A 252-nucleotide genomic window follows, 5' to 3' on the forward strand; every position below is an offset into this window, starting at 1 on the left:
GGAATGACGATCTCGACGCCTCAAGCGTCGGCAAATCTCGCAGGTCGGCGCTCGGACCAGGCCTTGAGCCCTTCCTGCGCATCGGACGAAGTGAGACTTTCGAAAAATCGTGTGTCGATGGCCGAACGATCGGCCAAGCCTGCGGCGATCGAATTGAGCGATGCCTTGAGGCCGCGGACTGAAGTCGGAGACCGCTGAGCGAGCATTGCAGCGACGACATCCAATCGCGCTTCGAGCGCTTCGGGCGCACAG

The 252-nt window shown here is 61.5% G+C and carries 1 pseudogene; it reads right to left on the reverse strand.

Annotated features, from left to right (window positions below):
• Positions 1–20 precede the first annotated feature (20 nt).
• Positions 21–252, reverse strand: a pseudogene (locus QSV46_RS40430) (enoyl-CoA hydratase/isomerase family protein); the annotation flags it as partial.

The organism is Bradyrhizobium cosmicum (assembly GCF_032290525.1).
Taxonomy (GTDB): Bacteria; Pseudomonadota; Alphaproteobacteria; order Rhizobiales; family Xanthobacteraceae; genus Bradyrhizobium; species Bradyrhizobium cosmicum_A.